This window comes from Caballeronia concitans (assembly GCF_001544615.1).
Lineage (GTDB): Bacteria > Pseudomonadota > Gammaproteobacteria > Burkholderiales > Burkholderiaceae > Caballeronia > Caballeronia concitans.
The window spans coordinates 1-25,494 of record NZ_FCNV02000013.1 but is presented as its reverse complement, the minus strand read 5'-3'; the positions used below and the strand labels follow the sequence as shown (position 1 = coordinate 25,494).

The 25,494-nt window shown below is 64.8% G+C and carries 28 protein-coding genes, 1 tRNA gene and 1 pseudogene; 9 read left to right on the top strand and 21 right to left on the bottom strand.

What is annotated here, in order from left to right; genetic code table 11:
• Positions 1 to 200: 200 nt before the first annotated feature.
• The 12 genes from astE to AWB72_RS23375 form a co-directional block, all read right to left on the bottom strand.
• Positions 201 to 1,235 (bottom strand): succinylglutamate desuccinylase, encoded by a 1,035-nt coding sequence (gene astE / locus AWB72_RS23430; RefSeq protein ID WP_040049320.1) that lies wholly within the window; start codon positions 1,233 to 1,235, stop codon positions 201 to 203.
• Positions 1,219 to 2,559 (bottom strand): N-succinylarginine dihydrolase, encoded by a 1,341-nt coding sequence (gene astB / locus AWB72_RS23425; protein ID WP_040049319.1) that lies wholly within the window; start codon positions 2,557 to 2,559, stop codon positions 1,219 to 1,221. The genes astE and astB overlap by 17 nt, the downstream gene beginning before the upstream one ends.
• A gap of 15 nt (positions 2,560 to 2,574) precedes the next feature.
• Positions 2,575 to 4,047 (bottom strand): succinylglutamate-semialdehyde dehydrogenase, encoded by a 1,473-nt coding sequence (gene astD, locus AWB72_RS23420; RefSeq protein WP_040049318.1) that lies wholly within the window; start codon positions 4,045 to 4,047, stop codon positions 2,575 to 2,577.
• A 20-nt stretch (positions 4,048 to 4,067) separates the two neighbouring features.
• Positions 4,068 to 5,093 carry an arginine N-succinyltransferase gene (astA, locus tag AWB72_RS23415; RefSeq protein WP_040049317.1) on the bottom strand — a complete coding sequence of 342 codons (1,026 nt, stop codon included), beginning with the start codon at positions 5,091 to 5,093 and terminating at the stop codon, positions 4,068 to 4,070.
• Complete coding sequence (gene aruF, locus AWB72_RS23410; protein WP_040049518.1) at positions 5,090 to 6,136, bottom strand: arginine/ornithine succinyltransferase subunit alpha; 1,047 nt, start codon at positions 6,134 to 6,136, stop codon at positions 5,090 to 5,092. The genes astA and aruF overlap by 4 nt, the downstream gene beginning before the upstream one ends.
• A gap of 34 nt (positions 6,137 to 6,170) precedes the next feature.
• Positions 6,171 to 7,400, bottom strand: coding sequence for an aspartate aminotransferase family protein (locus AWB72_RS23405; RefSeq protein ID WP_040049517.1), 1,230 nt, complete (start codon positions 7,398 to 7,400; stop codon positions 6,171 to 6,173).
• A 135-nt stretch (positions 7,401 to 7,535) separates the two neighbouring features.
• On the bottom strand, positions 7,536 to 8,507 hold the full coding sequence (locus tag AWB72_RS23400; protein ID WP_284507124.1) for a GlxA family transcriptional regulator: 972 nt from the start codon (positions 8,505 to 8,507) through the stop codon (positions 7,536 to 7,538).
• A gap of 70 nt (positions 8,508 to 8,577) precedes the next feature.
• Positions 8,578 to 9,393 carry an ABC transporter ATP-binding protein gene (locus AWB72_RS23395; protein WP_040049315.1) on the bottom strand — a complete coding sequence of 272 codons (816 nt, stop codon included), beginning with the start codon at positions 9,391 to 9,393 and terminating at the stop codon, positions 8,578 to 8,580.
• Positions 9,394 to 9,426: 33 nt separating this feature from the next.
• Positions 9,427 to 10,140 (bottom strand): ABC transporter permease, encoded by a 714-nt coding sequence (locus AWB72_RS23390; RefSeq protein WP_040049314.1) that lies wholly within the window; start codon positions 10,138 to 10,140, stop codon positions 9,427 to 9,429.
• 13 nt (positions 10,141 to 10,153) lie between these two features.
• A complete protein-coding gene (locus AWB72_RS23385; RefSeq protein WP_040049516.1) occupies positions 10,154 to 10,843 on the bottom strand; it encodes an ABC transporter permease in 690 nt (229 codons plus the stop codon).
• Positions 10,844 to 11,071: 228 nt separating this feature from the next.
• Positions 11,072 to 11,470, bottom strand: a complete 399-nt coding sequence (locus AWB72_RS23380) for a hypothetical protein (RefSeq protein ID WP_040049313.1) — start codon at positions 11,468 to 11,470, stop codon at positions 11,072 to 11,074.
• Between the two features lie 19 nt (positions 11,471 to 11,489).
• Complete coding sequence (locus AWB72_RS23375; RefSeq protein WP_040049312.1) at positions 11,490 to 13,076, bottom strand: EAL domain-containing protein; 1,587 nt, start codon at positions 13,074 to 13,076, stop codon at positions 11,490 to 11,492.
• Between the two features lie 341 nt (positions 13,077 to 13,417).
• On the opposite strand from AWB72_RS23375, the gene AWB72_RS23370 reads away from it, so the two are divergent.
• From AWB72_RS23370 to rpsU, 4 genes are all read left to right on the top strand, one after another.
• Positions 13,418 to 13,945, top strand: coding sequence for a GNAT family N-acetyltransferase (locus tag AWB72_RS23370; protein WP_040049311.1), 528 nt, complete (start codon positions 13,418 to 13,420; stop codon positions 13,943 to 13,945).
• Between the two features lie 28 nt (positions 13,946 to 13,973).
• On the top strand, positions 13,974 to 14,567 hold the full coding sequence (locus AWB72_RS23365) for an IMPACT family protein (protein ID WP_040049310.1): 594 nt from the start codon (positions 13,974 to 13,976) through the stop codon (positions 14,565 to 14,567).
• Positions 14,564 to 14,896, top strand: coding sequence for a 2Fe-2S iron-sulfur cluster-binding protein (locus AWB72_RS23360; RefSeq protein WP_040049309.1), 333 nt, complete (start codon positions 14,564 to 14,566; stop codon positions 14,894 to 14,896). Before AWB72_RS23365 ends, AWB72_RS23360 begins: the two co-directional genes overlap by 4 nt.
• A gap of 182 nt (positions 14,897 to 15,078) precedes the next feature.
• Complete coding sequence (rpsU, locus tag AWB72_RS23355; RefSeq protein WP_006999077.1) at positions 15,079 to 15,291, top strand: 30S ribosomal protein S21; 213 nt, start codon at positions 15,079 to 15,081, stop codon at positions 15,289 to 15,291.
• Positions 15,292 to 15,624: 333 nt separating this feature from the next.
• Here the strand turns inward: rpsU and AWB72_RS23350 are convergent.
• From AWB72_RS23350 to AWB72_RS23335, 4 genes are all read right to left on the bottom strand, one after another.
• A tRNA-Met gene (locus AWB72_RS23350) sits at positions 15,625 to 15,701 on the bottom strand.
• Positions 15,702 to 15,757: 56 nt separating this feature from the next.
• The gene (locus tag AWB72_RS23345) at positions 15,758 to 17,281 is read right to left on the bottom strand and encodes a peptide MFS transporter (protein WP_087128777.1); all 1,524 of its coding nucleotides are present in this window, start codon (positions 17,279 to 17,281) and stop codon (positions 15,758 to 15,760) included.
• Positions 17,282 to 17,517: 236 nt separating this feature from the next.
• Complete coding sequence (locus AWB72_RS23340; protein WP_040049308.1) at positions 17,518 to 18,144, bottom strand: LysE family translocator; 627 nt, start codon at positions 18,142 to 18,144, stop codon at positions 17,518 to 17,520.
• Positions 18,145 to 18,160: 16 nt separating this feature from the next.
• Positions 18,161 to 19,240, bottom strand: a complete 1,080-nt coding sequence (locus AWB72_RS23335; RefSeq protein WP_040049307.1) for a porin — start codon at positions 19,238 to 19,240, stop codon at positions 18,161 to 18,163.
• 304 nt (positions 19,241 to 19,544) lie between these two features.
• On the opposite strand from AWB72_RS23335, the gene AWB72_RS23330 reads away from it, so the two are divergent.
• Complete coding sequence (locus AWB72_RS23330) at positions 19,545 to 20,288, top strand: SDR family oxidoreductase (RefSeq protein WP_040049306.1); 744 nt, start codon at positions 19,545 to 19,547, stop codon at positions 20,286 to 20,288.
• A gap of 3 nt (positions 20,289 to 20,291) precedes the next feature.
• Here the strand turns inward: AWB72_RS23330 and AWB72_RS23325 are convergent, their stop codons facing one another.
• The gene (locus AWB72_RS23325; RefSeq protein ID WP_087128765.1) at positions 20,292 to 20,969 is read right to left on the bottom strand and encodes a reverse transcriptase-like protein; all 678 of its coding nucleotides are present in this window, start codon (positions 20,967 to 20,969) and stop codon (positions 20,292 to 20,294) included.
• 199 nt (positions 20,970 to 21,168) lie between these two features.
• Here AWB72_RS23325 and AWB72_RS23320 point away from each other — a divergent pair, with 199 nt between their 5' ends.
• Positions 21,169 to 21,678: a PRC-barrel domain-containing protein gene (locus AWB72_RS23320; protein WP_040049304.1), complete on the top strand. Its 510-nt coding sequence runs from the start codon at positions 21,169 to 21,171 to the stop codon at positions 21,676 to 21,678.
• Between the two features lie 43 nt (positions 21,679 to 21,721).
• On the opposite strand, the gene AWB72_RS23315 is transcribed toward AWB72_RS23320, so the two are convergent.
• Positions 21,722 to 21,967 (bottom strand): hypothetical protein, encoded by a 246-nt coding sequence (locus tag AWB72_RS23315; protein ID WP_040049303.1) that lies wholly within the window; start codon positions 21,965 to 21,967, stop codon positions 21,722 to 21,724.
• A gap of 54 nt (positions 21,968 to 22,021) precedes the next feature.
• Here AWB72_RS23315 and AWB72_RS23310 point away from each other — a divergent pair, with 54 nt between their 5' ends.
• Positions 22,022 to 22,333, top strand: a complete 312-nt coding sequence (locus AWB72_RS23310) for a hypothetical protein (RefSeq protein ID WP_342066149.1) — start codon at positions 22,022 to 22,024, stop codon at positions 22,331 to 22,333.
• Positions 22,334 to 22,364: 31 nt separating this feature from the next.
• Here the strand turns inward: AWB72_RS23310 and AWB72_RS23305 are convergent, their stop codons facing one another.
• Positions 22,365 to 23,102, bottom strand: a complete 738-nt coding sequence (locus tag AWB72_RS23305; protein WP_040049301.1) for a DUF2968 domain-containing protein — start codon at positions 23,100 to 23,102, stop codon at positions 22,365 to 22,367.
• A gap of 264 nt (positions 23,103 to 23,366) precedes the next feature.
• A complete protein-coding gene (locus tag AWB72_RS23300) occupies positions 23,367 to 23,942 on the bottom strand; it encodes a hypothetical protein (protein WP_040049515.1) in 576 nt (191 codons plus the stop codon).
• Between the two features lie 210 nt (positions 23,943 to 24,152).
• Here AWB72_RS23300 and AWB72_RS23295 point away from each other — a divergent pair, with 210 nt between their 5' ends.
• Both AWB72_RS23295 and AWB72_RS23285 read left to right on the top strand, forming a co-directional pair.
• Positions 24,153 to 24,437, top strand: coding sequence for a hypothetical protein (locus AWB72_RS23295; protein WP_040049300.1), 285 nt, complete (start codon positions 24,153 to 24,155; stop codon positions 24,435 to 24,437).
• Positions 24,438 to 24,839: 402 nt separating this feature from the next.
• Positions 24,840 to 25,136, top strand: coding sequence for a hypothetical protein (locus AWB72_RS23285; RefSeq protein ID WP_143754676.1), 297 nt, complete (start codon positions 24,840 to 24,842; stop codon positions 25,134 to 25,136).
• Positions 25,137 to 25,238: 102 nt separating this feature from the next.
• Here AWB72_RS23285 and AWB72_RS23280 read toward each other — a convergent pair.
• Positions 25,239 to 25,412: pseudogene (locus AWB72_RS23280) on the bottom strand (DUF3597 domain-containing protein); the annotation flags it as partial.
• Positions 25,413 to 25,494: the final 82 nt, after the last annotated feature.

Here is a 25,494-nt window from a genome sequence, read left to right as displayed (position 1 = left end):
CAAGCATCGCGGCGCCGATAAAAACGCTCAAACCACGCGATGCGGTTTGATGCGCCGCATCAAGGACAGGGCCGCGATTGTAGCGCGTGCTCGCGCCTGCTCCGCCTGAGCGCGGGCGGGCGCGGCGCATCGTCGCGTCGAGATGGGGTACCCAGGAAATTGGCAAGCGGATGTCGCGCTCGCGCAAGGACGCGCCGCGATCAGTCGAGCGAGGCGAGCGTGGCGTCGGTCGTGTCGACGACCATCAGGCCCGCGCGCAAGCCCGGCTTGACCTTGGGATTCGGAAACACGATGCGCTCTTCTTCGTGCGTGACGCGATACGTGTAATCGCCATCGCGCGCGAGCTCGGTGCCGGCGGGAAACGGCGTGAAATTCGGCACATCGCTCGCGACGTTCAGCACGAACTGCTCGCTTAGCTTGTCGATCTGCGCGACCACCGTGAACACGCGCAACGGCATTGGCTGGGCCGCCGCTTCGCCCGCGATCAGCCGGCGCAACGCCGCATCCGATGCCGCGAAGCGCGCGAGATCGTTCTCGCCGAAAGGACGCACCTTGCCGAGTTCCAGCGTGCACGCGAGCGCGCCGCACTGCTCGGCCGTGTAGTGCGTGAACGTCGCGCCTTTCTCGCGATGCAATAGCACCGCTTCGAGACGCGCATCGCGCAGCCAGTCGAACATCGCGCGGTCGAGCGGCGCGCCGGTGTGCGGCAGCAGCGCGAACTGCTCGAATACCGACGCGCGTATCGCCGTGTGCATGTCGATGTGCCACTTCGCGTGCGTCGCGTTCTCGAAGAACGCCGCCGCCGTGCGTTCCAGTTCGACGGCGCGCGGCGCTTCGGCGCTCGCGGGCAGATTCGCGTGACGGCCGCTGAAGAGGCGATTGAGGTCGTCGTCGATATAACGCACGCCCGCGCGCATCGCGGCGGCATTGCCGAGCACGACGAGCATGCGCGCGGCAAGCGGCGCGTTGCCGTTCGCGATATCGGCGACGAGCCGCGAGAGCATTTCGATCGGCGCCGTTTCATCGCCATGAATGCCCGCCGATGCCAGCACGCTATGCGTTTGGCGTTGCGTTTGAAGTTGCGTTTGCGCGGGTTCGAGCAGCAGCACGCCCTCGCCTTGCCACGTCCATCGCACGCCGGAGGACGCCACGCCCGATGCGACCGAAGGCCGCGCGCCCGCGAGCGTGAACGCGAGGAAATCGCTCAGCAAGGATTCGTCAACGCTGGAAGTCATAGACCGCGCCTAGTCCGAGGATGGTCGTCAGTTCGTCGAGCGCCGCGCGCGATTCCGCCAACAGGCGCGGATCGGCGAGATCGCCGGGGGCGAGCGAATCGCGATAATGCGCGTCGATCCACGCGTCGAGGCGCGCGAACAGCGCGTCGTTCATCCACACGTTCGGATTGACGGCCGCGCGCTCCGCTTCGTTCAGCACGACGCGCAGCCGCAAACACGCCGGGCCGCCGCCGTTTTTCATGCTCTCGCGCAGATCGAAGACGAGCACTTCGTCGATGGGCGTCGTGCGCGTGCCGAGCGAATCGAGATACGCCGCGACGCGCGCGTTCTCGCGGCATTCCTGCGGCACGACGAGCACCTGCCTGCCGTCCGCGCGCGTCAACAACTGGCTGTTGAACAGATACGACGACACCGCGTCCGCCACGCTCACGTCGCTTTCCGCGACTTCCAGCGCCGTAAAGGTTGCGCCCTGCGCGTGCAAGCGCGCGCCGAGTTCGTCGTAGACCTTCTGCTGATCGACGAACGCGCGCGCGTGACAAAAGAGCGTCGTGCGATTGCCGACCGCGATCACGTCGTTGTGGAACACGCCGGCATCGATCACATCGGGCGATTGCTGCGCGAACACCGTCGCCGCATCGTCGAGGCCGTGCAGGCGCGCCACCGCGCGGCTCGCCTCCAGCGTCTGCCGCGCGGGAAATCGCTGCGGCTGCGGGCCTTGCCCGTACTCGCTGCGCCCGTAGACGAAGAACTCGACGCCCTTCTCGCCGTATTCGCGGGCGAAGCGCGTGTGATTGGCTGCGCCTTCGTCGCCGAGCGCGGGCGTGCCGGGCAGCGCGTGATGAATCTGGAAGCGCGATTCATCGGCGAAGATCGCGGCGAGCGACCGGCGCGTTTCGCCATGCTCGATCGCGCGATGCAGCTTCGCCGCGAGATTCGCTGGCGTGAAGTGGACGCGGCCATCGGCGGTATCGGCGGAGGGGCTGACGGTCGCGGCGTTGGCGGTCCACATCGCGGATGCGGAGCTCGCCGCCGCGAGCAGTTCGGGCGCTTCGCGGGCGGCGCGCTCGATCACGGCGGCGTCATCGCCCGTGAAGCCGACGCTGCGCAAGAGCTTCACCGAAGGGCGCTCCAGCGGCGGCAACACGCCCTGATGGAAGCCGAGGTCCGCGAGCCGCTTCATCTTGCGCAAGCCCTGCTTCGCGGCGGCCTTCGGATTGGCGACCGATTTCTCGTTGCTGCGCGACGCGACGTTGCCGAACGACAGCCCCGCGTAGTTGTGCGTCGGGCCGACCAGCCCGTCAAAGTTCGCTTCGAATGCCTGCATGTCGAACCCCGATGCTTAGAACGTGAGACCCGGCGATACGCTCGCCGGCATCTGCAATTGCGCGCTTTCCACCGACGCCATCGGATACGAGCAGTAGTCCGCCGCGTAGTACGCACTCGGCCGCTGATTGCCCGAACGCCCGATCCCGCCGAACGGCGCCGCCGACGACGCGCCGTTGGTCGGCCGGTTCCAGTTGACGATGCCGGCGCGGATCGTGCGCTGGAAGTGCGTCCAGGCGGCTTCGTCGTCGGCGAGCAGGCCCGCGGACAGGCCGAAGGCGGTGTCGTTCGCGCGCTCGATCGCTTCGTCGAAGGTCTTGTAGCGCGTGAGCTGCACCATCGGGCCGAAATGCTCCTCGTCGGGGATATCGCGCGCTTGCGTCACGTCCAGAATCGCGGGCGTGACGAAGCCGAGATTCGCCGCGCGCTGCTGCATTTCGAGGATCGGCTTCGCGCCTGCATCGATCAATTGCTGCTGGGCGAGCACGAGCCGTGCCGCCGCCCGCGCCGAGATCACCGCGCCCATGAACGGCTGCGGATTTTCATCGTAGGCGCCGATGCGAATGTTCGCGGTCACCTCCGCGAAACGCTGCGTGAAGCGCTCGCCGAAGGCGTCGTCGGGAACGAAAAGCCGCCGCGCGCACGTGCAGCGCTGGCCCGCCGAGAGAAACGCGGATTGAATCGTGTGATGCACGGCGGCGTCGATGTCTTCCACCTGCGCGACGACGAGCGGATTGTTTCCGCCCATCTCCAGCGCGAGCACGATTTCCGGCCGCCCGCCGAACTGGCGATGCAAGAGCGTGCCGGTATCCGAACTGCCGGTGAAGAAAAGGCCGTCGATCTGCCGATGATTGGCGAGCGCGACGCCCGTGTCCTTCTCGCCTTGCACGAGATTGAGCACGCCCGCGGGCAAGCCGGCTTCCATCCACAGCGCGACGGTCGCCGCCGCGACGCCCGGCGCCAGTTCCGACGGCTTGAACACGACCGCGTTGCCCGCGATCAGCGCCGGCACGATATGTCCGTTCGGCAGATGCCCCGGAAAGTTGTACGGCCCGAACACCGCGACGACGCCATGCGGCCGATGCCGCAGCACCGCGACGCCATCGGCCATCGGGGCGCGCTTCTCGCCGGTGCGCTCGTGGTACGCCTGCACGGAAATATCGACCTTCGCGGCCATCGACGCCACTTCCGTGCGCGCTTCCCACAGCGGCTTGCCGGTTTCGCGGCCGATCGCGTGCGCCAGCGCTTCCTTGTTCTCGTTCAGCAGCGCGGCGAAGCGTTTCGCGATGCCCACGCGCTCATCGAAGCTCATCGCCGACCACGACGCGAACGCGCGCCGCGCCGACGATACCGCGCGATCGACATCATCGGCGGATGCGCTCTTGCCTTGCCACACGACTTCGTCGCTTGCGGGATTGCGCGATGCGAACGCCGCGCCCTTGCCGCCCTGCCATTCACCGCCGATGTACAACTCGTTCCGGATATCCATGACGTCTCTCAATTTGTGATTCAGCGCGGCTGCGATGTCAGCACGCGCACGGTATCGCCCGCGCCGACGCGCAATGCGGCGGCTTCGTCGGCGGTGAGGAGGAATACGCCGTCCTCGACCGCGCCCGTCGTCGCGCCGCAGCGAAAATCTTCGAGCGATGTGTTCGATACGAGGCTCTTCGGCTCGCCCTCTTTCGCGACGCGCTCGCCGATCCTTACCGTCGCCAGCACGCTCTCACGCACCGTGCGCAAGTCCGACGTGTGGCATTCGAGCACCGGGCCGGCATCGAAGATATCGACGTGATTCTCGTAACGCAGCCCTTCCGCTTCGAGCATCTTGCGCGCGGGCGCCGTATCGCGATGCGTGACGCCGACCGCGCGCTGCGCGTCCTCGGGCAGCAGATCGAGATACACCGGATAGCGCGGCATCAGCTCCGCGAGAAACGACTTCTTGCCGTGCGAACTGAGGTAATCGGCTTCGTTGAAATCGATCTGATAGAAATGCGAGCCGACTGCGTTCCAGAACGGCGATTCGCCGTTGTCGTCGAAATGGCCGCGCAACTCCGCGCACAGCCGCTGCGGAAAGCGCTCTTTGAATTGCGCGATGAACATGAAGCGCGACCGCGAGAGCAGCCCGCCCACGCCCGCCGTGCGATAACGCGGGCTCAGGAACAGCGAGCACACTTCGGCATAACCCGTGAGGTCGTGCGAGATGTTGAGGAGCGACATGCGCGTCCACACGCCGAGGTCCTTGCTCGCATGCACGACGGTCGCCACGCGATAGTTGTAGAACGGCTGCTCCAGCCCGACTTCCGTTTCGATGCCGCACACGCCCGCGACATCGCCCGTCGCGGTGTCTTCCATCACGAAGAAGTAGCCCGCTTCGAAGGGCGCGGCGGCATCGGCGAGCGTGCGGCGCGCGCGTTCGACGCGCGCGGCGAGCGCATCGCGATCCGGCTTGAACGTGGTGAGCCCCGGGCCCGTTTCCTTTGCCAGCGCGACGAGCGCGTCGACATCTCCCGGCTGCACGCAGCGCACGACGATCATTGCAATTCTCCCGAGGCTTGATGCAGCGGCACGCAACGCACCGTGTCCTTCTCATGCACGCCGAGCGCATCGCGTGCGGCGGCGGTCAATGCGGCGCCATCGGCGCGCGTTCCGTTCAGATCGGCAAGAATGCAGCGAAAGCCGTGCGCGCCGCCCGCCGCGACCAGATACGGCGTGCCGTTCGACACAGCACCATCGCGCACCGGGCGCCATTCGCCCGAACCCGCCGACGCGCTCTTGTCGACGGTAAGCGTCAGCACCGGGCCGGCATCGAAGATATCGACGAAACGGTCCGGCTCGAAGCCTTCTTCCAGGTGGATGTCGTACGCGAGCAGCGTGCTTTCGTTCGGCTCGCCGAGCACGCGCTGCGCTTCGCCGGGCAAGAGCGGCACGTAGATCGGATACGTCGGCATGACTTCGGCGATGAACGTGCGGCTGCGTCCGCCCGATTCGAGTTCGACCTGTTCGAAGTCGCGCCCGAAGAACTTGCGGCCGACGGCTTCCCAGAACGGCGATGCGCCGGCGGCATCCGTCACGCCGAGCATCAGCGAAAAGACTTCGCTCGAAAAGCGCTTGCGATTCGCGACGACGTACATCATGCGCGCGCGCGACAGCAGATGCGCCGCCGCTTCGCCTTCGGGCGTGCGCAGCGACGGATCGATATAAAAGCCCGTCAGGCGGCTCTTGCCCGTGAGTTCGTGCGACATGGTGAGCGCGTGAATCTTGCGGTTCACCTTGAGTTCGCGCGATGCGTGGATGAGCGCGTCGTTGCGAAACGCGTAGAACGGCTCGGAATAGCCCGCCGACGCGACGATGCTCGACGTACCGAGCAGCTTGCCCGTGTCCGAGTCTTCCAGCACGAAGAGATAGAACTCTTCGCCCGGAAAATCGACTTCGGCGCGAAACGAATCTTCGGACAGCGCGACGCGCGTGGCGAGCTGCTCGCGATCGCGCGGCAGCGAGTGCAGCACGGGGTGCGCGGCGCGCGCCATCCGTTCGAGCTCGTCGAGATCGGAGGCGCTTGCGGGACGAACGAATAGCATCGTCGTTTCCTTATGGCGATGAATCAACGTGCGATCAGCGGCTGACGGCAACCGCGCCCACGACCTGCTCTACCGCCTTCTCGATGCGTGCGAAGCCTTCGTCGAGATCGGCCATCGGCATGATGAGCGACGGCGCGAAGCGAATCACGTTCGGCCCCGCGATCAGCATGATGACGCCGTTCGCCGCCGCCGCGTTGAGCACGTCCTTCGCGCGGTCCTTGTAGGCATCGGCCAGTTCCGCGCCGATCAACAGGCCGCGGCCGCGAATCTCCTTGAAGAGGCCGAAGCGCTCGTTGATGCGTTCGAGATGCGCCTTGATCGCCTTGCTGCGCTCGCCGACGCCTTCGAGAAGTTTCGGATCGCTAATCAGTTCGACGACCTTCTCCGCGATCGATGCGCCCAGCGGATTGCCGCCGTACGTCGTGCCGTGCACGCCGACCTTGAAGTGCTGCGCGATGGCATCGGTGGTGAGCATCGCGCCGATCGGGAAGCCGTTGCCGAGCGCCTTCGCGGTCGTGAGAATGTCGGGCGTCACGCCGTACTGCATGTACGCGTAGAACGTCCCGGTGCGGCCGACGCCGGTCTGCACTTCGTCGAAAATCAGCAGCGCGCCGTGCTTGTCGCAGGCTTCGCGCAAGCCCTTGAGGAACGCGGGATCGGCGGGCAGCACGCCGCCTTCGCCCTGCACCGGCTCGACGATCACGGCGCACGCCTTGTCGCTGATCGCTTCGACCGCCTGTGCCAGATCGTTGTACGGCAGATGACGGATGCCTTGCGGCTGCGGGCCGAAGCCTTCCGCGTACTTCGGCTGACCGCCGACGCTCACGGTGAAGAACGTGCGGCCGTGAAACGACTGCGTGAACGAGATGATCTCGATCTTCTCGGGCCCGAACTTGTCGATGGCATAGCGGCGCGCGAGCTTCAGCGCGGCTTCATTGGCCTCGGCGCCGGAGTTCGCGAAGAACGCGCGATCGGCGAAGGTCAGATCGGTCAGGCGTTTCGCGAGGCGCAATACGGGTTCGTTGGTGTAGCCGTTGCCGATGTGCCAGAGCTTGTCGCCCTGCTCGTGCAGCACTTTCAGCAATTCGGGATGCCCGTGGCCCAACGCCGTCACCGCGATGCCGCCGGCGAAATCGACATAATCGCGGCCTTCCGTGTCCCACACGCGCGAGCCGCGGCCCCGGTCGGGCACGAAACTGGCCGGCGAGAAAACCGGAACCATTACTTCATCGAACGTACCGCGATTCACATTGATGTCGGTCATGAGCCACTCCTCTTCTGGTTCGTGCTGCACTTGGTTCGTGCTGATCCGCACTGCAATGCATTCGATATTAAGCAATCGCTCGCATTCCGTCTTGCGCGTTCGCGACATGCTTTCATGGGCTTTGCGCGCGCCCGGTCAGCGCGGATCGGGCGGCTCGATCAACGCGCCGCCGCGCGGTTCGTCGAGCGCGCCGCCGCGCTGCTTTTCGATCCAGTTGCGGCGTTCCTCGCGCGGCGTCACGCCGAAGCGGTCGCGATACGCATTCGAGAAATGCGCCGCCGACGAAAATCCGCACGCGAGGCTGATCTGCACGACGGATTTGCTCGTGCGCTGCAATTGCGTGCGCGCCTTGGTGAGGCGCAGGTTGAGGTAATACTTCGACGGCATCGCGCCGAGATATTGTCGAAAGAGCCGTTCCAGCTGCCGGCGCGAGATGCCGACGAGCGTGGCGATTTCATCGGTGGCGAGCGGGTCTTCGATGTTCGCTTCCATCAGTTGCAGCGCATCGTTCAGGCGCGGATGGCGCTCGCCCGGCGCGGTCACGAACGGAATGCGCTGGCGCTCCGTGCCCGCGCGCAACACGCCGATGCCGAGCGAATCCGCGATGCGTTCGGCAAGATCCTGACCGTGATCGCGCGCGATCATCGCCAGCATGAAGTCGATGCTCGCCTGACCGCCCGCGCACGTCGCGCGATCGCGATCGATCTCGAATATCTGCTGCGTGACGATGGTGCGCTCGAACTGCTCCGTGAACTGCTGATACGTTTCCCAGTTCACCGCCACGCGATATTGCGCGAGTTGCCCGGCCATCGCGAGCCACCAGACGCCGTGATGAATGCCGGAGACGAGCGGCGTGCGCGGCGCAATGCGCGCGAGGCTCGCGAGAAAGAGCCGATAGTCCGCGAACTGCTGATAGCGCTCCGATACGACGATGAGCCAGTCGCACTGAAGGGCGTCGTTGAATGCGCAATCGGCGGGAAGCTGCGCGCCGCCGGAGAGCGGCACGGCACGGCCGTCCCACGAGCACACGCGCCATTCGTAGAGACGATGCCCGTCGATTTCATTGGCGAGCGCGAGACTGTCGACGATTGGACCGATGCCGCTCATCGAAACGGGCGGCAGCGCGACGATCGCCACTTGCAGCGGCCCGCGCGCCGCGCCCGATGAACTCGCCACGTTACTTGAGGCTGCCCGAGAGGAACTGCTTCAGCCGCTCGCTCTTGGGCGCGGTGAGCACGTCCGACGGCGCGCCTTCTTCCTCCGTGCGGCCCTGATGCAGGAACATCACGTGATTCGACACGTTGCGCGCAAAGCCCATTTCGTGCGTCACGACGATCATCGTGCGGCCTTCTTCCGCGAGCTTCTGCATGACCTTCAGCACTTCGCCGACGAGTTCGGGATCGAGCGCGGACGTGGGTTCGTCGAAGAGCATCACGTCGGGATGCATGGCGAGCGCCCGCGCAATCGCGACGCGCTGCTGCTGCCCGCCCGACAAGTGCGACGGATACTGCTTCTCGACGCGCGGCGGCAAGCCCACTTTCTCCAGATACTCGCGCGCGCGTTCCTCGGCTTCCTTCTTCGACACGCCGAGCACGTGAATGGGCGCTTCCATCACGTTCTCGATGGCCGTCATGTGCGACCACAGGTTGAAGTGCTGAAAGACCATCGCGAGTTTCGTGCGCACGCGCTGGAGCTGTTTATGATCGGCGACGTCGAGATTGCCGTTGCGATCGGCTTTCGTGCGCACGGCTTCGCCGTCGACGACGATCTGCCCCGCGTTCGGCTTCTCAAGGAAATTGATGCAGCGCAGGAACGTGCTCTTGCCCGAGCCGCTCGCGCCGATGATGCTGATGACATCGCCCGCGCGCGCCGAAAGCGAAACGCCCTTGAGCACTTCGTTGTCGCCGTAGCGCTTGTGGATGTCCTGCGCGGCGAGCTTCGTCGCGACGTCTTTGGCTGTGGGCTCCAACGCTTTCTCCTCGGTAGATGTCATGGATCTCGGCACGGTTGCGGATTTTACCGCCCGTCAATGCGCGGCCGGCCGCAAATACGCGAGCCAGCGGCGCTCCGCCCGCCTGAACGCCGCGACGAGCGCGAACGAGACCGCCAGATACAGGAGCGCCGCGACGCCGAACGAACCGAACGATTCGTACGTGGCCGAATTCGCATCGCGCGCGACTTTGAGTATGTCGGGCACGGTCGCCGTGAACGCGACGGTCGTCGCATGCAGCATCAGGATCACTTCATTGCTGTACAAAGGCAAGGCGCGGCGCAGCGCGGACGGCAGAATGACGCGTCGATACATCGTGAACGTGCCCATGCCGTATGCGCGCGCGGCTTCGACTTCGCCGTGCGGGGTCGCGCGGATCGCGCCGGCGAAGATTTCCGTCGTGTAGGCGCACGTGTTCAAGGCGAACGCGAGCACCGCGCAGTTGAAGCCGCTGCGAAAGAACGCTTCGAGCAGCGACTGGCTGCGGATGAATTCGAGGCTGTACATGCCCGTGTAGAGCAACAGCAATTGCACGTAGAGCGGCGTGCCGCGAAACACGTAGGTGTAGAGGCGCACGGGCGTGGAGAGCCAGCGGCGCTTCGACACGCGCGCGCAGGCGAGCGGCACCGACGCGCAAAAGCCGATTGCGATCGACGCCGCCAGCAGCCACAGCGTGACGACGAGGCCCGACGCGTGCATGCCGTCGGAGTACAGGAACGGACGCCAGTATTCGGCGAGGATCGGGATCATGGCTGCTCCGTCGTCATAGCTCGGCGTGACGCACGCCGGTGGAATAGCGGCGCTCGAGCGCCATCAGCACGACGTTCGATGCCGTCGTGATCGCGAGATAGATGAGCGCGGCGACGAGCACGAAGAAGAACATGTTGAACGTGCTCTTGCCCGCGTCCTGCGCGGCCTTGACGACATCGGCGAGACCGATGATCGACACGAGCGCCGTCGCCTTCACGAGCACCTGCCAGTTGTTGCCGATGCCCGGTAGCGCGAACCGCATCATCTGCGGAAAGAGAATGCGGCCGAACACGCGCAGGCCGCTCATGCCGTAGGCGCTGCCCGCTTCGAGCTGGCCGCGCGGCACCGCGAGAAACGCGCCGCGAAACGTTTCGGTGAAATACGCGCCGTAGATGAAGCCGAGCGTGAGCACGCCGGCCGTGAACGGATCGATGTCGAACTGATCCCACGCGAACGCATCGGTGATGTGATTGACCGCGATCTGGATGCTGTAGAAAAGCAGCAGCATCAGCACGAGATCGGGCACCGAGCGGATCAGCGTCGTATAAGCGGTCGCGATGCCGCGCAGCAAGCCGTGCCGCGACAGTTTCGCCGACGCGCCGACGAGTCCGAGCAGCACCGATACCGCGAGCGAGAGCATCGCGAGCGCGAGCGTTTCTTTTGCGCCCGCCCAGAGCAGCGGGCCGAAGCCGTACAGCGACACGAGCGCCTCCTTGTTCGTGGATTGGGGGCGATCGTCGCAAGCCAAAATACGCCGCTCAAACGGCGCGGCATGGTGTTATTGCGATGCAGCAATCGGCGTCGCACGAGCGCGAAAGCCGTGTTTGCCCGCTGTACAACGCAATCGGCGCACGCCAGCCGGGCAAACCCCGATCAACGGCGCGGGCGAAATTCGCGCTTTTGCGTCGCTTTTTCGATAGAGCGCGCGCGGCTAGTCTCGCGCCAGTCCGCGCACGACCTGCACCACATGCCCGTTCGCGACGGCGATCTCCGGGCTCTCCTGCAACAGCGGCAGGAACCGTTCGGCGAACGCGGCATCGCGGGTTTCGGCGCGGAACATCGCGGCGACCGCCTTCGCATGCTCGATGCGCGCGTCGGGCGTGGCTTCGTCGTCGTCGAGGACGTCGTCGATGGCGGCGATCAGTGTCGACAGCGGCGAAAGCCAGCGATACGCGCTGCCGTTGATCACGATCTGCAGGAATTCGCCCGGCGACACCGGCCCGAACTCGGCCTCGTGCCGCGTGCGCAGATGCGCGAGCACCGCGCGATGCAGCGCGAGCAGCGGATGCCGCACGTCGCGAAGAAAGGAGACTGCCGTGTGATCGTCCATGAAGCGTGTCCGTTGATGGTTACGTTCCGCGCGTTCGTCCCGCGTAGCGGATGAATTCGGCGGCGGTGAGCGGCGGCGAGAAGAGCCAGCCCTGTCCGGACTGCGCGCCGCGCGCGTGCAGATACGCGGCCTGCTCCTCGCGCTCGATGCCCTCGGCGATCACCTGCACGTCGAGCGTCGCCGCCATCTCGATGATATGCGACGCCACACTGCTCGACGCCGCGTCCTGTCCGATGGTATCGACGAACGACTTGTCGATCTTCAGCCCGTCCACGCGAAACGACTGCAAATGCGACAGGCTCGAATAGCCGGTGCCGAAGTCGTCGAGATAGACGGCGTGGCCCGCGCGGCGGAACGCGTCGATCACGTCCTTCGCGGCGTCGGCGTCGAGAAACGCGCGCTCGGTCGCTTCGATACGAATCTGCTGCGGCCGCACGCCCTGTTTTGCAATCGCGGGGCCGAGCACGTCGAGAAAGCGCCGCGTCGTCAGGTCGGGCACCGAGAGATTCACGGAAACGTAGTAGTCGGCGTAGCGCCGCAGGAAATCGCCGAGTTCGAGAAGCACGGTGTCGAGCACCTGATCGGTGATCGCCTGGATCAATCCGCCGTGCTCCGCGAGCGGGATGAAATGGTCCGGCCGCACGATGCGGTCGTGATGCTTCCAGCGCACGAGCGCCTCCGCGCCGACGCAGCGCCGCGTGGCGAGATCGACGATCGGCTGATACGCGACGATGAACTGATGCCGCCGCACCGCGTCGCTCAGTTGTCCGCGCGGCGACACGCGGCGCACCACGACGAACGCGAGCCAGCCCGCGCACGCGAGGCCCGTCGCCACGCCGCCGAGCAGCCAGCCCCACGGCAGCGCGCGCACGCGCCGGCGCCATGTCTCGCGCGGCGCGCTCACGATGACCGCGATCGGCATCGACGCCGACTGGCGCACGGCGATCGCCGCGCAATCGGACCATTGCGGCGGCTGGCTGTAGACCGCGAGGACGGCGGCGGCATCGGTGGCGGGCGTGCCGGCGATCAGCCGCCGCGCTTCGGTGTTGATGACGGCGACGCGATCCTCGGGCGCAATGCCCGTTTCGATGCCGTCGACGTACAGCGCGGGATCGGCGGTGATGTAGAAACCGTCGCGGCCCATCACGAGCGATTCCTTGCCGCCCGGCAGGCGCGCGAGGCCGTACCACGCGCTGAGGCCGTCGGGCGAGCGCCAGTCGGGCGGCGGCAGCGTGAGGCCGTCGAACGTCCCCGCCGATACCGCGCCGAGCAGCGACGAGCATTGCCAGCGGCCGTCGCGGTCGTAAGCGCCGGCGTCGCGCACCTGTTCGTGCGTGAGCGTGATTTGCCGGAGCGCATGCAGATACGACATCGAGCACGGTGCTTCGTTGACCTTGCCGATTTCGCCGAGCGCACCCGACAGACGCCGCGTGATGTCCTCGGCGCGATAGAGCGCGGCATCGGCGAGCACGCTCAGGCGCTCGACGCGCTGCTGCCGCTCGCTGCGCGCCGCGACGACGAAGCCGATCCCCGCGGGCGCGAGCGCCGCAATCCCGACGGTGACGATCAGAAGCGCCGCGAGCGCCCCACGTTGAAAGTTGTTCATTGCGTGTTATGGTCGCGCCGCGATGCGAGCGGCTCTCACGCTGTTGCGCGCGTCGCCCAGGCGAAGGCCGCGTGCATCGGCCTTACGTTCTGATCGCGCCGGCTCGGACCGAAAGGCGGCAATGCGACGTGCTGCGCAGGCGACTTAGTGTAGAGGGCGCGCGTTGCGGGCTTCAACGTTTTAATTCGGTAAAAAGTCGCCGTTTTGGTGGGCTGGCGCACGGCCCGCCGTCCATTTATTTGCGTTTGCGCGCCGTGAGAGAATTCGGCCTTGCAAGTACGTCCGTGCGACGCCCGCGCGCCCTCACGTCCTGAGAACCCGTCCTGCCATCCGAAACCGTCATGACTTCAACCAGCGTGCGCCAGCCCGTCATCCGCGATGCCGCGCCCGGCGACTTCGACGCCATCGCGCGCATCTACGCGCACTACGTGCTCCGTGCGCTTGCGACGTTCGAGGAGGCCCCGCCTTCCGTCGACGAGATGCGCGCGCGCCACGATGCGATCGTCGCGGCGGGACTGCCCTATCTCGTCGCTGAAGTCGACGGTGAAGTCACGGGCTATGCGTATGCATCGGCGTACCGGGCGCGCTCCGCGTACCGGCATACGATCGAAGATTCGGTCTATGTCGCCGATGGCTTCGGCGGACGCGGCATCGGACTCGCGCTGTTGTCGGCGCTGATCGCGCGATGCGAAGCGGGCCCGTGGCGGCAGATGATCGCGGTCATCGGCAGCAGCGGCAACGCCGGGTCCATCGCCTTGCACGCGCGGCTCGGCTTCGAACATGTCGGCGTGCTGCGCAACGTCGGCTACAAGCTCGGCGGATGGGTCGACAGCGTGCTGATGCAGCGCGCGCTCGGCGCGGCGGCGTGACATTCCTCAATCCGTGACGTAAGCCGCCTTGCCGACCTATACCCTCGCCTCCCCAGTCAGCGCCGAAATCGATGTGCGGAAAAGCCGCTTCATCGCGCTGGCGATTCCCGTCCCCGATCGCGATGCCGCGATGCGCGAACTCGACCGCCTGCGCGCCGAGCATCCGACCGCGACGCACGTCTGCTGGGCGCTGCTCGCGGGCGGCCAGTCCGGCATGTCCGACGACGGCGAGCCTTCCGGCACCGCGGGCCGGCCGATTCTCGAAGTGCTGCGGCATCACGAAGTGGACGGCGTGCTCGCGGCGGTCGTGCGCTACTACGGCGGCATCAAGCTGGGCGCGGGCGGCCTCGTGCGCGCCTACACCGACGCCATCGCCACCGCGATGCAGTCGGCCGAGCGCGTGGAGCGCATCGAGCGCGGCCTGATGGACGTCGACATCGATTACGCCGACGAAGCGCGCGTGCGCCGATGGATCGAGCACCACGACGCGGAACTCGTCGAAAGCGCCTATGCGATGACGGTGCGGCTCGTCGTGCGCATGCCCGCCGCCGCGCGCGAATCCGCAGCCGCCGAATTGCGCGATCTGACGAACGGCCGCGCGATCATCGAGGTGCATGCGTGAGCGGCGCGCGTGTTTTCAAGTTGACGATCGCGCCGGGCGGGCACGTCGTCGAAGCGGCGGATGACGCTACGCTGCTGGAGGCGGCATTGCACGCGGGCGTCTCGCTGCCGCGTTCGTGCCGCAACGGGACGTGTCGCGCGTGCATGTGCCGGCTCGTCGCGGGCGAAGTAGGCTATCGCATCGACTGGCCGGGTCTGACGGCCGAGGAGAAGGCCGATGGCTGGATTCTTCCGTGCGTCGCGCTCGCCCGGTCCGACGTGACGATCGATCAGCCGGAGGCGAGCGTCAGCGCGCCTGCTCGTCGCCCGGTTCGCTCGCGCGGATTCTGACGCACGCTGGTATCCGGCACGCGGGTATTTCGGGATTGTCGTCACGATTCAACGACCTACGATGTGAATCCCGAGCCTGCAACAGGACATCTTCGCGGAAAGAGGATGCAGAGCGGCTCTCAAAAAGTGTACAATTGCGCTTTGCCCCAATTTCTGGCAGGGCCAGATCAACCGAGATTTCAATGACTAAAGTATTGTTGAAAGAGAACGAGCCTTTCGACGTCGCCATGCGTCGTTTTCGCCGTACCGTCGAGCGCACGGGCCTGATTCAAGAGCTCAAGTCGCGCATGGCATATGAAAAGCCGACCACCGAGCGCAAGCGCAAGAAAGCTGCTGCTGTCGCTCGTCTGCGCAAGCAGATCCGTCGCGCGCAACTGCCGAAGAAATTCTATTGATCGACTGGTGGGCGCGGGCGCATCGCCCTCGCCTTGCGATGTTGGTCAGCAGCACAGCCGGCGTTCAGCGGGTCGCGGTTTCGTCAATGCCGTGGTGAACGCGCCACGGGCGAAAGCTCGCGAGTTGCACGTGTAAGCGTGCGCCCTTTCGAAGCCGGCCAGCGGGATGACAAAAAGCCTGCATGAGTTCATCGCTCATGCAGGCTTTTTGTGCTTTCGGGAATGTGCGCGTGGATTGAACGCAGATTGCAACGGCGCCTGCCCGCAGCAAACAACGCTAACGGACGCGCAAAAGCAAAGAGCCCGGTTTAGCCGGGCTCTTTGCTTGACATCTGGTTGCGGGGGTAGGATTTGAACCTACGACCTTCGGGTTATGAGCCCGACGAGCTGCCAGACTGCTCCACCCCGCGTCTGGAGAAAGAAATTATAGACCGGAGCGGCTCGCGAAGTCAAACAGTCTTTTCAATCACGATGCCGAAGCAGGATTCAGGCGTGCGCGCCCGTCATCGCTTGCCGCCAGCGACGCGCGATGATGCGCCCGCGACAGCTTGCCCAGCAGCGGCAACAGCACGATGGCCACCACCGCCCCGCCCGTCGCGAGCCAACCGAGCCAGACGAACAGATGCGTGTAGAGCGGCAGCGATTGCAGCGGATCGAGATTGCCGGACGGCATGCGCGCCAGATTCGCCACGACGCTGCCGAGGTACTGCGACACGCCCGTCGCCACGAAATACGCGCCCATCATGAAGCCGCCCATGCGCGCCGGCACGTAGCGCGCGATCATCGCGAGACCCAAGCCCGACACCAGCAACTCTCCGAGCGAATAAAGCCCGTAGCCCGCCACCATGAACCACGACGACACGCGCCCGTCCACCGCGTATCGCCCGCTCAGGCCGAACACGAAGAAACCGACCGCGACGACCACGAAGCCGAGCGCATATTTCCCCGCGACCGGAATATCGCGACCGCGCCGCGCCTGCCGCGCGTAGAGCACGGCGAGGATCGGGCTCAGGATCATGATCCAGATCGGATTGAGCGCCTGGAACTGCGCCGCGCTCCACGTGAACAGTTCGACACCCGCGACCGAGAACACCGGATCGACATTGCGCAGCGCGAACAGCGTGAGCGACGTCGACATCTGCTGGTAGAAAACGAAGAAGAGAATGACCTGCAGCGTCAGAATGAGCGCGGCGACGAGGCCCGCCCGTTCGCTGCGATCGCATTGCGCGAGCATGTAGCCGAAGATCACGAGGATGCCGAGCCCGGCCGCCCACACGCAGTACCGCGCGACCGTCTGATGCTGCAGGATGAACACCGTCGCCGCCGCGAGCGCCACGCTTCCCGCGACGACCGCGACGAACGCGCGCCAGCGGATCGGCTGATCGTCCGGCGCGGAGCCGATGCGCGCCAGCGTGCGGCGCATCAGCGCGTAGTTCACGAGGCCGAGCACCATGCCGCCAAAGCACACCGCGAACGCCGTATGCCAGCCCCAATGGTCCTTGATCCACGGCGTCGCGAGCATCGATACCGTCGAACCGATATTCACCGCCATGTAATAAATGGTGAAAGCGCTGTCGATGCGCGCGTCATCGCCTTCGTAAATGCGTCGCACGAGATTGGCCGCATTCGACTTGAACAATCCGTTGCCGACGACGATCACGCCGAGCGACGCATACATGAAGCCGAGCGCATCGAACGGCAGCGCCAGCATGAAATAACCGGCCGCCAGCACGATTGCGCCGAGCGTCATTGTGCGACGCGCGCCGAGAATCTTGTCGCCGATCCAGCCGCCTATCGACGGCGCCGAAAATACCAGCGCGGTGAATGCGCCCCAGGTGAGATTCGCGTAATCATCGGCGAAACCGATTTTGTCGATCATGAACAGCACGAGCAGCGCCGCCATGCCGTAATAGCCGAAACGCTCCCACATTTCGATGAGAAAGACGGTCGAAAACGAGCGCGTCTGAGATATGACGGGCGATTGATTCATCATCGGGAAATTCCTTCAACAACAGATAAGCAATGCGGGCGTTTCAGAAAAACGCCGTAAGAGAAAAAATAGAATGGGTCCTAAAGCGGGGAATGACTTCGACCAAAAACGGGGATTATCGCCTATCGCACACGCGCGGCGCGCGCATTCTCCGCAATGCCGTGTTGCCGATCAAGACTCAGGCAACGCGCAGAAAATGGCGCGGAGAATCGAAAAGACTTGCATTGCTTAGAAAACTACGCGGCTGGCCGGCGCACGAATGCCAGCATCAGACCGAAGCCGATCATGAGCGCCCCGCTCGCGCGATTGAACCATTTGAAGCCGCGAGCGCCGCGCGAAAGCGATCTCAGCCGCGTGCCGAGCGCGGAATAAATGACGATGGCCACGAGTTCGAGCAGCAGGAAGATCGCGCCGAGAATGGCGAAGCTCGTCGCATACGCGCTGCGATCGACGAACTGCGGAAAAAACGCGGTGAACACGAGAATCGCCTTCGGATTGCCTGCCGCGACGAGAAACTCCTGCCGCATCAGCGCCGCGACGCCCGTGGGCCTGCGCGCATCGTCGTTCGCAACGAGCGCCGGGCCGGAGCGGATCAGCTTCACGCCGATCCACACGAGATAGGCCGCGCCGGCCAGCTTGACGGCCGTGAACAGCGTCTGCGATGCAAGCAGCAACGCGCCGAGTCCGAGCCCGGCAATTCCGATCATGATGGCGAACGCCGCCAGCCGCCCGAACGACGCGAGCACGGAAGCGCGCACGCCTTCTCGCGCGCCGTTCGACAAGGACAGCATGTTGTTCGGCCCGAATGCCATGTTGATGGCGAAGCACGCCGGGACGAACAACGAAAAAGTCTGGAGCGACATGATCGACCTGCGAAGCTCAGAAGCGATGACGGATGCCCGTCGTGAACATCAACTGATTGCGGCCGCTCGACGGATCGTTGCTGTTGATGATCGCCGGCGCCTGCGACGACGCGCGCTGATAAATGGTTTCGACATACACATCGGTGCGCTTGCCCAACAGATAATCGACCTGCAACGCGCCTTCATGCCAGTGCGCGCCGCCGCCGTTCGTGTACACATACATGCCCGCGAGAAGAATGGCCGGCGTCAGCTTGTAGATGGCGTTCAGCTCGTAGTTGTTGAGCGCGAGGGAGGCGAGCGCGTCGCCGGTATCGGCATCGACGGCGCCGCTGCTGATCGAGCGCGAGAACGTGCCCGCCAGTTGAAAGTCGCCGATGCCGTAGCTCATTCCCACGCCGAACGTATTCTGCCGCTGGACGTTGGCATTGACCACCGCGCCGGGCGCGGAGCCGGGCAGCGCGAGCGAATCGTATGCGCCGTCGGCCGTGTTGCCGCGCCCGTTGTTGTGCAGGTAAGCCGCGCCCGCGCTGAACGATCCGGCCGTGTAGTTCGCACCGATGCTGTACGCGCGGTTGTTCGCGAACTGTCCCGCCTGATTCGAGAATGCGTAGAGGCCGCCGAAGCTGAAGCCGCCATATGTCGCGCTCGTGTATTTCAGCGAATTCGCGGCGAGGAACGAGTTGTTCGCGTTGTCGTTGTCGAGCAGATGCGCGAACGCGGTGCCGCCCGTGCCGCCCGTCAGCGTGAAGGGCGCGAAATAGTCGTGGATCGAGTCGTATTGGTGACCGAAGGTCAGCGTGCCGAGTTCATCGGTGCCGAGTCCGACGTACATCGGATGATCGTTGAGGCCCTGTCCCGTCGATACCGCCAAGCCGCGCTCCAGCCGGAAAATCGCGCGCGCGCCGCCGCCGAGGTCTTCGGAGCCTTGCAAGCCCCAGTAGCTGCCGTCGATGGTGCCGGTCGTCAGCCGATATTGCGCGTGGCCGCCGACGTTGTTGACATAGGCGAGGCCGGTGTCCAGCTCGCCGTAGAGCTGCACGGAGCTTTGCGCCCAGGCTGCGGCCGGCACGCCGACGAACGCAATGCACGCCGCCATGACGGCTCGCGAGCGTGCGCGGTGGGAGGCGCACGCTGTCGCGACGGCGGCGGGAAGGTCGGCTGGACGGATGGGCATAGGAGGCTCCGAAGGCGGTTCATGTCTTTTTCAGAATTGTCGATTCCCCCGACACATCTTGTCAGGTAAAAAAACCGCGCAACGGTCCGCTGTGACCTGTAACCAACGAACAAGTGTCTTCCCCCTTCCCTTCCAGCCGATTCGGCGCTATTGAGCGGGCCGGCGCGTCGGGCCGCGTATCGATAGAATCGACGCGTCAGCTTCCCTCACGCAACCGGATCACCCGATGCCCAACAAGACTCTCGCGATCGTCACCGGCCACACGCGCGGCCTAGGCGCGGCGCTCGCCGACACCCTGCTGTCGCTCGACGCCGACATCCTCGCGATCTCGCGCAAACGCAACGCCGATCTCGCCGCGCGCTATCCCGGCCAGCTTCAGGAAGTCGAGCTCGATCTCGCCGACCTGCCCGCGCTCACCGCCTGGCTCGCGGACGGCGCGCTCGGCCGGTTCATGGCGGGCGCGGATCGCGTGGTGCTCGTCAACAATGCGGGAATGCTCGCGCCGGTCGGACCGCTCGCGGATCAGGACGCGGGTGCGGTGGCGCGCGCGGTCAGCGTGAATGTCGCCGCGCCGCTGATGCTCGCCGCCGCGTTCGCCGCCGCGCACACGCACGCGCCGGATCGGCGCATCGTCCATATTTCGAGCGGCGCGGGACGCAACGCGTATCCCGGCTGGAGCATCTACTGCGCGACGAAGGCGGCGCTCGATCATCACGCGCGCGCCGTCGCGCTCGACGACAACCAGGGGCTACGGATTTGCAGCGTCGCGCCGGGCGTGGTCGATACAGACATGCAGGCGGAAATTCGCGGCACCGCGCTGGATCGCTTTCCGCTGCGCGAGCGATTCGATGCGCTCAAGCGCGACGGCCAGCTCGCGACGCCGGAGCAGTCGGCGCAAAAGCTGATCGATTACGTGATGAGCGATGCGTTCGGCAGCGTGCCGACGGCCGATATTCGCGAACTTGGCTGATTGTTACGCGGCCCGCAGCGCCAGGAGTCCCAGCGCTTGCCGCGACAGCCGGTCGGCGTCGGCGTTGCGGGCGCGCGGTATCCATTGCAGGCGCACGTCGCCGATCTGCGCGACCAGCGTGCGAACCCGCGCCGCGTGGTGCGCGAGCGAGCGGATGCCGGCGCTTTCGGGCGCGGCGATATCGTCGATGACGACGCGGCTGTCGCCGTAAATCATCAGTTGCGCGGCGCCTTCCCGCAGCGCCGCTTCCAGCAACGCGATTAGCGCCAGATATTCCGCCGCGCTGCTGTCGCCGATTCCCGCTGCCGCGCTGATTTCGACACTCTTGCCCTGCGGCCCCTTCAGCACGCCGCCAATGCCTAAGCGCCCCGGGTTCGGCAGCGCGGAGCCATCGAACCAGCCGATCCACGCTTCGCCGTGCGCGGGCGACGAATCGACGGCGATACGTCGATTCGCGCGCTCCGCCCGCTCGCGCTTGCGCAAGCGCAACGCATCGGCGGCTTTGGCCTGCGCGGCGAGGCGCGCATCGACGAGATCGCGCAAGGATTGCGTAGCTGCCGCTTTCATCAGCGTTTTCGCGAGCGCCGCGTGTTCCGACAGCGCCGCATGCTTGGCGAGCCTGCGGCTTTGCAGGCGCTCTTTCTTGTAGGCGACGGCCAGCAATTCTTCGAAATCGACCATGAGCGGCGAGCTGGATGAAGGAGTGCGCAGCTTAGCAGACGCACGTGCCGGGCCACGCTTCGAGGCCTGCGACGGCGCTTTGGCGTGAAGAAACGGGAACGAGCGTTGCTCGAAAGATGGAACGGGACAGAACAACGACAAGAACCGCGTCGATCAGCAACCACGCGGGCATCGGCCTGCAAACTGCAAGGAGCGGATCATGAATCAACCAATGGGGACATCTTCCGAAGGCGCGACGATCGTCGGCAAAGGCGCGGCGACCGCCGCCGGACCCGGTCCGGACGTCATGGCGGCGAGCACGCTCGACGGCAATTCGGTGCTGAGCAGCGACGGCCACGACGTGGGGTCGCTCAAGGAAATCATGCTGGACGTGAGGAGCGGCCGCATTGCGTATGCGGTGTTGTCGAGCGGCGGCTTTCTCGGGATCGGCGACAAGCTGCTCGCGGTGCCGTGGGGCGCGCTCACGCTCGATACGGACAACCGGTGCTTCCGCGTCGCCGCGACCGCCGATCAGGTGCGCAACTCGCCGGGCTTCGACAAGGACGCCTGGCCGTCCATGGCCGATCGTGTCTGGGCGAGCACCATCCATCAGCACTACGGCCGCGAGCCGTACTGGTCGGACGACGTGCGATCGAGCGACGTCACCGCGACCGGCGCGGTCCCACCCGGAGGCGTCGACGCGCCTGAAGCGGGCGGCGTGAAGCTCTGATGCGCGCGCGCCGGGGCGATGTCGTCCCGGCGCAGCGACCGCGCTAGTCGAGCGGACGTTCGCGCAGCGGGACGTCGATGGCTTCGGAGCCGTCGTCCATCAGCGCGCGAAGCACATCGCCCGCGAAGTCCTCGACGGCAAAGTGCCACTCGATCGAACCGACCGGAAAGTCGTTCGGATTACATTTGCCTTGTGCGCGACGGATCGCGCCCACCGACAAACTCAGCGCGCGCGCGTGCTGAAAGTGAGGATCGTTGGAATCGAGAAACGGCAATTGGTCTTTTTCCATGACTGCCTGAGGCCCCCGTCGCTGACACATAACAACAATATCGGCCGGGATTAGATGTTCTTTAGCCCGGCTCGTCAAATCCTGCCGCTCGCAAAATGCGTCCGCTGTTGTGGGCGCACGACGCAGAAGGAATTCTCTATGCAGCCCTATCGGAATCTGGCTGGCAACTCCGGCGTCTCGGCATTCGAAATTCTGCGCGACGGCATCAAGGTCCGCTTCGCCAACGGCACAACCTACCTGTACGACTACGAAACGCCCGGGCGCGCGCATGTCGAAGCGATGAAACGGCACGCGCGCGCCGGACGCGGACTCAGCAGCTACATTTCGCAGTCGCACGTGCCCTACGCCGATAAAAGCGATGATTGAGCGCCCAGCGCCCGAATTCGCGTTTCCGCTTTCAACGCCGCGATGACAGGAGCGGAACGCTTTCGTTGCTCGTCGCCGAAAGCTGATGCATTTGTCGTTGCAGCTTGTTCAACTCGACCTGCGCGGCGACACGGCGCGCTTCCAGTTGCGCCAGTTCCTTGCGTGTTTCCTGCTGCCGGATCGCGACTTCGTGATCCTGCGCGCTGCCGCGCTGCAAATCGACTCGGGCGCGCTCAACCTGCGCTTCCGACTCGGCGATGAGCCGCGTGAATTGCTCGTTCTGCGCTTCGAGATGCAAGCGCCGCATGTCGGCTTCCGCGAGGCGGATCGCCTGTTCGACGAAATGGCGGAACGCGGGATCGGCCGCGCTGACGTCGCCGGCCTTCAGCACGCGCCAGACGGCGTCTTCGTGATGAAGCACGGCGTAGTAAGTCAGCTCGCGCGGATAAAACAGGAGACTCACCGAAAACGCGAAGCTTCGAAACGTGCGAAACGTCTCGAGTGCCGATTGCTGCATCAGCCATTCCACTTCCGCTATTTGTGCCGCCTGCAGCGACTGCGTGCTCGCCTGCGTCGGCGCGCCGGCCGGTCGCAGCGGCGTCACGCGCGTGGATGGGGCGGCAGGCGCCGAGTGGAGATCGTCGGGGAGCGCGTCGTCATCGGACTTGAGCGGCGCGGAGAAAGCCACCGCGCCGTTCGCCTTTTGCCGCACGAGAAAGGACGGCGCGTTATCGAGAAAGGTGCCACGTCTGCTTAACAGGCTTTTCACAATGACTCCAGGATTGGCTTTCCAACGCGATCTCAGCCACAAGCGCACGAATAGAAATGATGCGCGGCGAACCGGTCAATGGCGTGACCGATTATTCTGGATAACAAATAACATAGCGCTAGTGCTTTCGGCTGATGAATCCCAGTATAGGCGAGTCATTCACGGATGCAATTGCAGCTTCAAAAAAGCCGCGCAGCATCGGCTGAAAACACGCCGTTATGTCAATACGCCATATTGTTTCACTCGCCGAGCAAAAACAACTAATCACGAATGCCGATAAACAGCTTGCGTCCCGCTGATGCGCACATTCGCCAGTTGCGCCGAACGCGCCTTCGACATCAGCGCGACCATCCGCATGATCCGAATGCCTTGAACGCCGCATCCGATGCCGGGCGTTTCCGCGACACGCGCTTCGAGCGATTTCAGTTGCCCGTAAAATTCGACGACCGGAGCGGCATCTGAAGCATCGGCGTCAGGCGCGCTCGCGTTCAACAGCACCGGCGTGCTCACGTGGTCAGGGCCGGACGGCGGTTCGCCGAGGAGATCCGCGAGGATCTCTGGCGTTTCGGCATGCAATCGCCCTTCGTTACGATTCAGAAAATACTCATGAACCGCATCGAGATGCGCGCGTGACGTTTGTTCGACGCGCCGCGCCGTCGCCGCGCAACGTTGCAATTTCCAGTTTTCGCGCTCGCTCACCGTGGCGATGAGATCCGCGATGCGCATTCTCAGTTCTGCCTCTTGCCGCTCGATCAAAGCGTGAAGCATTTTCGCTTCCTCGGCAGTCTGATCCGGCAAGCGTTCGCTCCATGCCAATAAATCGTTCAGTGTCATCGACATGAAACACTCCATCGCAATATGCCCGTTGAATCGATTTCCGGGCGGCTCAAGTTCGTTTGGATCGCGAATTGTAATGAATCGGCATTGGAACGCCACCGCTCATTCTCATGCTAGTCACTCTAATATCAGACAACACCGATTGCCGCGCGGCACGGTCGATGCTGAAACGGTTTTAGCGGCGCGCGTTGCGCCCTATTACAGGAGACAGTCATGAAAGCGACCGCAGCAATGGCAGGCGCGCTTCTCGCGCTCGTCAGCACAGCCACTTTCGCGCAGGAAATGTCGCGCGATCAACTGAATCAGCGTCCGCAGCAAATGCAAGGGCAGACGAATGCATCGCCGACTCCCGGTTCCAACGACGCGTCTCAAGGCGGTGTGCCTGCCGGGACGTCCGGCAGCGGAACGCTGATGCAGCAGCGCCAGCAAGGCATGTCGCCGGAGGCATCGCCTGCGCCGGCTCGGGGCGGAAAGGCGACCGGCACGATGAAGCAATAAGCCGCGGCACGATGCGCTGCGCGTTCGCTCGCGCAGGGCATCGTCGACACGACGCTGGCCCTTTAAGTGCCATCGGCTAGCAATCACTCGATCAATATACCTGCCGAAACGACGGAATTCGTAAAGGATCGTTGCCGCTTGCACGAATAGGAAAAGTCTCGGTGCTTTTTGCCGACGCAACCGCTTAAATGCGTTCCTTCACTCGGTTGGATGAATCAACACGACGAAGGAACTGCACGCTTCTGTCAGCGCGCATGGTTTCAACGAGCGCGCGTCCCTTCTCTTCGTTGGTCGATACCGTGGTGATCGACGCGCTTTCGCATATGCGCGCCGAAGATGCCTGCGGCCGCGCATCTTCTCGCAGCAGCGCGAATCCCATGAAACAACGACAAGAAGCCCTTTATGCCAGCACGAAACGCCTTGCGCCTGATGACGATTTCCGTTGTCCTGATGACTGCCGCCGGGCCGTCGTTCGCGAAGTACGCGGAAGAGTGGATTGGCAGCGCGAACGTCGCGCCTGCGCAGGCTGCGGCGCAAAGTCGTGTGCACGCGGCGGCGGCGCGTACGGATACGTCGACGCGGCATCGCACGAAATCCATGTCCGACGGTTCGCCGTTCACGCTCGACCCGATCGCGGCGTACGCGGACGATCCGATCGCAGCCTTCGCGCGTTCCCGAACGAAGTCGGCGCTGCGCTGAGTCGCTTCGGGCGGCAGCCGCCCTGCTCTGCGCGACAGATGTCAAAAGCCCGCGACCGGGCGTATCGCCGGATGCGGGCTTTTCGTTCGCGCGCCGGCGCGTTTAGCCGACCAGATCGGCCGGCAGCTTGCCGCCGTTCGCCGCGAGCGCCTGCATCAGTTGCTTGTGCAGCCAGATGTTCATCGACGCAGAGTCGTCCATGTCGCCGCCATACTTGAGTTCGGTCGCGAGCTGCTTGCGATGATCGAGACTGCTGTCGACTTGCAGCAGCTTCATCATATGTAAGCGCGCATTAGACGGCGTCCCTTGCGCACTGCCATGCGACATACGTCAGGCTATGGTTGGATTCAGTCGCCAG